6 protein-coding genes and 1 tRNA gene are annotated in these 5,529 nt (G+C 65.6%); 5 read left to right on the plus strand and 2 right to left on the minus strand.

Annotation, left to right across the window (positions count from 1 at the left end; genetic code table 11):
- Positions 1 to 136: 136 nt before the first annotated feature.
- Positions 137 to 1,795, minus strand: a complete 1,659-nt coding sequence (locus GJ632_RS18885) for an alpha-amylase family protein (protein ID WP_089805349.1) — start codon at positions 1,793 to 1,795, stop codon at positions 137 to 139.
- Positions 1,796 to 1,989: 194 nt separating this feature from the next.
- On the opposite strand from GJ632_RS18885, the gene GJ632_RS18890 reads away from it, so the two are divergent.
- The 4 genes from GJ632_RS18890 (at position 1,990) to GJ632_RS18905 (ending at position 3,402) form a co-directional block, all read left to right on the plus strand.
- Positions 1,990 to 2,487 (plus strand): ferritin family protein, encoded by a 498-nt coding sequence (locus tag GJ632_RS18890; RefSeq protein ID WP_191453742.1) that lies wholly within the window; start codon positions 1,990 to 1,992, stop codon positions 2,485 to 2,487.
- Positions 2,488 to 2,515: 28 nt separating this feature from the next.
- Positions 2,516 to 2,959, plus strand: coding sequence for a metal-dependent transcriptional regulator (locus GJ632_RS18895; protein WP_089805353.1), 444 nt, complete (start codon positions 2,516 to 2,518; stop codon positions 2,957 to 2,959).
- Between the two features lie 57 nt (positions 2,960 to 3,016).
- Positions 3,017 to 3,220 carry a hypothetical protein gene (locus GJ632_RS18900; protein ID WP_089805356.1) on the plus strand — a complete coding sequence of 68 codons (204 nt, stop codon included), beginning with the start codon at positions 3,017 to 3,019 and terminating at the stop codon, positions 3,218 to 3,220.
- Positions 3,221 to 3,329: 109 nt separating this feature from the next.
- Positions 3,330 to 3,402, plus strand: a tRNA-Gln gene (locus tag GJ632_RS18905).
- Positions 3,403 to 3,591: 189 nt separating this feature from the next.
- Here GJ632_RS18905 and GJ632_RS18910 read toward each other — a convergent pair.
- Complete coding sequence (locus GJ632_RS18910) at positions 3,592 to 4,938, minus strand: APC family permease (RefSeq protein WP_191453743.1); 1,347 nt, start codon at positions 4,936 to 4,938, stop codon at positions 3,592 to 3,594.
- 156 nt (positions 4,939 to 5,094) lie between these two features.
- On the opposite strand from GJ632_RS18910, the gene GJ632_RS18915 reads away from it, so the two are divergent.
- The coding region (locus tag GJ632_RS18915; protein WP_197428090.1) for a diacylglycerol kinase family protein at positions 5,095 to 5,529 on the plus strand (435 nt) is incomplete at its 3' end.

The raw sequence follows: 5,529 nt of genomic DNA on the forward strand, positions 1-5,529 counted from the left end.
GCGGTTCCGCGACACCTGCGGTCTTTCTCTCTCTCGCTCTCGATTTTAGTCACCACGAGCGCCGGCGCCGGCGTCGGTCGGCATCGGTCCCGCGGACCGCTGACCGCGGACAGCGGACGACCGCACGGGGCCAGTCTCAGGGCCGGCCGAGTGGCACTCGCTGGCCCCGCCTGTCGCCGCGAATCCACGCGTACTCGCAGGCGTCGAGCGTGAACGTGCACCGTCCGTCTTCGACCGAGTACTCGCCCGGGCCGACGATGCGCGTGGCGGCCGCGGCCGGCGGTTCGAAGTCGACGGTGACCTCGCGGCGTTCGTCGGCGGTGTTGTGCGCAGTCAGGAGGACCGTACTCCCCTTCGTGAGGCGGTGGACCCACACCTCCTTCGGCGGCACGTCTCTCACCTCGATGTCGCCGGTGCCGATCTCCGAACAGAGCCGACGAGCGTCCACGAGGCGTTCGATGCGCCGCAGGAGGGAAGTCGGGTCGACGATCTGGTCGGCGACGTTGACCGACCGGTAGCCGAACTCGCCGTCGGCGGTGACGGGGTTGACGAGTTCGTCCGCGTCGGCCGTCGAGAAGCCGCCGTTGCGGTTGTTCGACCACTGCATCGGCGTCCGGACGGCTTCGCGTTCCGGCAGGTCGAGGTTCGCCCCCATCCCTATCTCGTCGCCGGCGAGGAGGACGGACGTGCCGGGCATCGCGAGCATGAGGCTGTGGGCGAGGGCGATTCGGTCGTGGTCGCCGGCGTAGAGGTCCGCCAGACGGAGGCGGTGGCCGCGGCCGAATATCCACGAACTGCCGTCCTCGGGGCCGAAGAACTCCCGGCCGTGGTCCATCGCCTCCCACGGGAGTTTCAGGAGGTTCCACTCGTCGTGGTTGCGGAGGAAGTTCGCCCAGTGGCCCACGTCGGAGACGTCGGGCAGGACCTCCATCGCGCGGTGAAGCGGCCACGTGTCCTTCACGCCCACGCCGTAGACGAGGTGGGAGTTGAGGACGAAGTTGAACATCAGGTCGAAGGAGTCGCCGCCGCCGAAGTAGTACGCCAGTTCGTCCGGTTGGTCGTCCGCCTCGGCGAGGAGGATGGCCTCCTCGTTCTTCTCGTGCACGCGCGCTTTCATCTCCTCGAACAGACCGATGGGGTCGTCGAGTTTGGTGCCGTCGTGGCCCTTGGGCATCGTCATCGGGTGCGCGGCGTCGATGCGGAAACCGTCCACCCCGAGGTCGAGCCAGAACTCCAGCACGTCGAATATCTCCTCCTGCACGTCGGGGTTCGCCACGTTGAGGTCGGGCTGGAAGCTGTAGAACTGGTGGAAGTAGTGCTTCTCTGCCACCTCGTCGTACGACCAGACGCCGTCCTCGTAGTCGGGGAAGATGTTCCCCCGCTTCTGGGCGTTCTCGACGTCGCTGGTCCAGAGGTAGTAGTCGTGGTAGTCCGAGTAGGGGTCCTCGCGCGCCCGCTTGAACCACGGATGCTGGTCGGAGGTGTGGTTGAACACGGTGTCGATGATGACGCGGATGCCGCGTTCGTGCGCCCGTTCGACCAGGTCGGTGACGTCGCCGAGGGTCCCCAGTTTCGGGTCCACGGCGTAGTAGTCCGAGACGTCGTAGCCGTTGTCTTGGATGGGGCTCGGGTAGAACGGGCGGAGCCACAGGCAGTCGACGCCGAGTTGCTCGATGTAGCCCAGTCGGTCGATGAGGCCGCGGAAGTCCCCCCAGCCGTCGCCGTCGGAGTCGTTGAACGTCTTCACGTCGATGGAGTAGATTATCGCGTCACGGTACCAGTCCGGGTTCGCCATGGGGGCCGTACTCGCGGAGGGGTTGTGGTTCTTGTCGCCGTCTCGTCGCGGTCGTCCGGCGGTCGCCCGTCGCTCGAACCGCCGCGAGAGCCGTCGCCGTCGGTGCGACGGACGGCGAGGGAACCGCTTAAGTCGGTCACAACCCTGCGAACGTGTATGAACGTCAGGGTATCGCACGCGGCCCGGGTAACGTCATGAGCGTCGGCCACCGCGTGTCCTCGGACCACCAACTCGCCCGTCTGCTCCAGATAGGCGTCGTCTTGGAGGAGGTGGTCGAGGCGCGGGCGTACCACCACTACCAGTCGCTCGCCGACGAGGACCGCGAACTGGACGAGGAGATCGAAGAACTCCTCGAACACGCCGCCGAAGAGTCCGCAGAGCATCGCGAACGACTCGAGTCGATCATCGACGAACTCGACGCCGAGAGCATCCCGTTCGAGGACATCGAGACGCTGGTCGAAGCGCAGTACGGCAAGACGAAGCCGGACGACTTCGACGGCGTCCTCTACGACCAACTCTGCAACGAAGAGACGGCGTACAAGTTCTACGACGACCTCATCGAAGCCATCGAGGCCAGCGACGCGCAGTTCAGCGTGGACCGCGAGCGTCTGGTCGCCCTCCTCTCGGAGATTCGAGAGGAGGAGGCCGAGGGCGTCGAGGCTGTGACGAAAATCATGGAGACGCGCGAATGACGCGAGCCGAGTCACCGGGAGGACATCGATGAACACCGCAGACCAGTACGTGAAGGCAATCTACCTCTTACAGGAGATGGAAGACGGCCCGGCAGCGACCGGCGCACTGGCGGACATGCTCGACGTGAGTCCCGCGAGTGCGAACGAGATGATCGGAAAACTCGAAGGGCGCGGGCTCGCCGAACACGAGAAGTACAAGGGCGTTCGCCTCACCGACGAGGGAATCGTCCGCGCCCGCGAGGCCCTCCAGACGTACTGTATCATCGAACGCTTCCTCGCGAACGTCCTCGACGTCGAGGAGTTCCGGGCGGAGGCGCGGGAACTCGAACCCGTCATAGACGACACCGTCGCGGAGCGACTCGACACCATCATCGACCGGAACAGCGAGTGTCCGGACTGTTTCGACCCCGAGACGGACGCCTGCTGTTACCTCGAACTGGCGAGCGAACCCGAGGAGACGCCCGCGGACTGAGTTCCGGCGTCGAGACGATGACGAAGCGTTAAGTTAGCGCACCGAGATTCCCCGTCTATGGTAGGAACTGAGGCTATCGGTCGTCTCCTCCGTCTCGCGGGCGTGGGACCTCGCGAACAGGCGGAGACACGGGGGGAGCCGGAGTTCCCCTACGTCTGTCGCGGATGCGGGACAGCGTACGACGTCCAGTATCACGTCTGCCCCGAGTGCGGGGGGTTCTCCGTCGAACGACGCGTCGACGACGGGCTGAGTCCCGGCTGAGGCGACTCCGACACCGACTGACGACGGCGGGTCGAACCCGATGCATTTTCAAAGGCTCACCGACGAGTGGAAACTGCAGTCCCGCGATGCGCGGTTAGATGTGACTCGGAGTCCCGTGGTGTAGTGGCCAATCATAATGGCCTTTGGAGCCATTGACGGCGGTTCGAATCCGCCCGGGACTATCCTGCGAGGAACGAACGTGACGAGCGGATAGTCTAGCGGATTCCGAACCCAGAGGACGAGCGGATTCGCGTCTTCGCGGGTCGACCCCGCCTGAGACTACTTACCGTCCGAACGAAGCCTCTCGCCGTCTCTGTTCCCGGATACGCACGGAGCGTCTCGAACGCGGACGCCGCCGTGAGAAAACCGCCTCAGTCTCCGCTCACGGCCGACTCGCCGTCGCCGCCCGAGAACAGACTCGTCTCGAAGTAGACCAGTTCGAGCACGACGACGACCACGCTGATGGCGGCGACGGTGTAGAAGACGGCGCGCTGAGAGGTGAACAGGTGCCACACCATCATCGGGAGGAACAGGACCGTGCCGACCAGCCCGACGGCGGGCGGAATCGCCGACACGTCCTCGTGGTCACGCTGTTGCAGTGCGAGGAAGCTCATCGCGCCGAAGACGACGATGAACGTCAGCGACGCGAACGACGTGATGCCCTCCAGACTGCCGACGACGGTGAACGCGGCGGTCAGCACGCCGAGGAGGAGGATGATGCGCTTGGGGAGTTCCTCGCCCTCCTCGAACTCGTCGGGGGAACTCGTGTCGAGTCGGTCCGGCAAGAGATCGTTCGCGATGAGTCGGTCGGAGAACTGCGCGCTGGTGAACAGCGTCGCGTTGATGGCGCTGGCCGTCGAGAACAGCGCCGACAGCGCGATGATGAAGTGCCCCGTCCCGCCGCCGAACTCCGAGGCGGCCGTCGCCAGCGCCACCTCGGGGTGCTGGGAGACGAGGTCGACGCCGACGATGCTCGTCGTGACGATGGCGACGCCGATGTAGATGAGGACGGCCGTCGGGATGGAGAGGTAGATGGCCGTCGGGTTGGTGTCGCTGTGGTCCTTAATCGTGCTCTGGGAGTACATCAGCAACTGCCAGCCCTGGAACGCCACGAACGACATCGCGGCGGCCATGATGGGTTCGAAGCCGAGCGAGTCGATGCCGGTGTCGATGCCGCCGTTCGACGACCCGAACCAGAGCCCGAAGCCGACGAAGCCGACGAGGACCGCTATCTTGAGGACGACGAGGACGACTTCGACCCAGCCGGACTCCTCGACGCCGACGAGGTTGAGCCCGACGAACAGGCCAACGATAGCCAGAGAGAGGAGTACGCGGAGCGGGAGGCCGAACACCTGCTCGACGCCGAGCATGTCGACGGAGTAGCTTCCGAACGCGTAGGCGTACATCGCCATCGACCCGACGTAGCCGAACAGCAGCGTCCACCCCGCCATCCCGGCGAGCGTCGAACTGTCCGCGAACCACTCCAGATACGTCGGCGACGCGCCTTCGGGGTGGCTCAGTTGGTTCAGCTTGATGTACGAGTAGCCCGCACAGAGGGCGACGAGGCCGGCGAGGAGGAACGCGACCCACGCCGTCGCGCCGGAGATGTTGACGACGACGCCGAGAACCGCGTAGATGCCGCCGCCGATCATCCCCCCGAGAGCCATCGACACCGCACCGGTCAATCCGAGGTCGCCGCCTGCAGAATCATCGACCATTGGGGCGGTGTAGTCGAGGCATCCCTTTCAGTCTTTTAGCCGAGAACGGGATAGCCTGAATTTACTATCGGGGTCTGTGATATAGAGTTGCGACCGCCGAACCGCCCGGCGAATCGCTGCAAACAGATTGTTAGGCGACGGGCTCGACGTACGGATATGAGACAGGCTGGGGAGACGTTGGTCGACGAACCGATCGCCGGTGCGATGCCCCAGACGGACCACGGGCGGTGGCTCGTACTCAACCCCGTGAGCGGCACCGCCGACCACGCCGACCGGGTCCGCGAACTCGCCGAAGAACGGGGATTCCGGGTCGAGGAGACCGAGCGCGCGGGTCACGCCACCGAACTCGCCCGGGCCGCCGCGGCCGACGGCGCCACCCTGATAGCCGTCGCGGGTGGGGACGGAACCGTCCACGAGGTCATCGACGGCCTCGACCGGGCCGACGCGTTCGACCGGACGACGCTCGTACCCGTCCCCGTCGGGACGGCGAACATCGTGGCGACCAACCTCGGTATCGGGAGCGTCGAACAGGCGTTCGAGGTGGTCGAGACGGGGGCACGCAGGCGAATCGACGTCGGCGTCGCCGACGGC

The sequence above is a fragment of the Halogeometricum sp. CBA1124 genome (assembly GCF_009741955.1).
Taxonomy (GTDB): domain Archaea; phylum Halobacteriota; class Halobacteria; order Halobacteriales; family Haloferacaceae; genus Halogeometricum; species Halogeometricum rufum.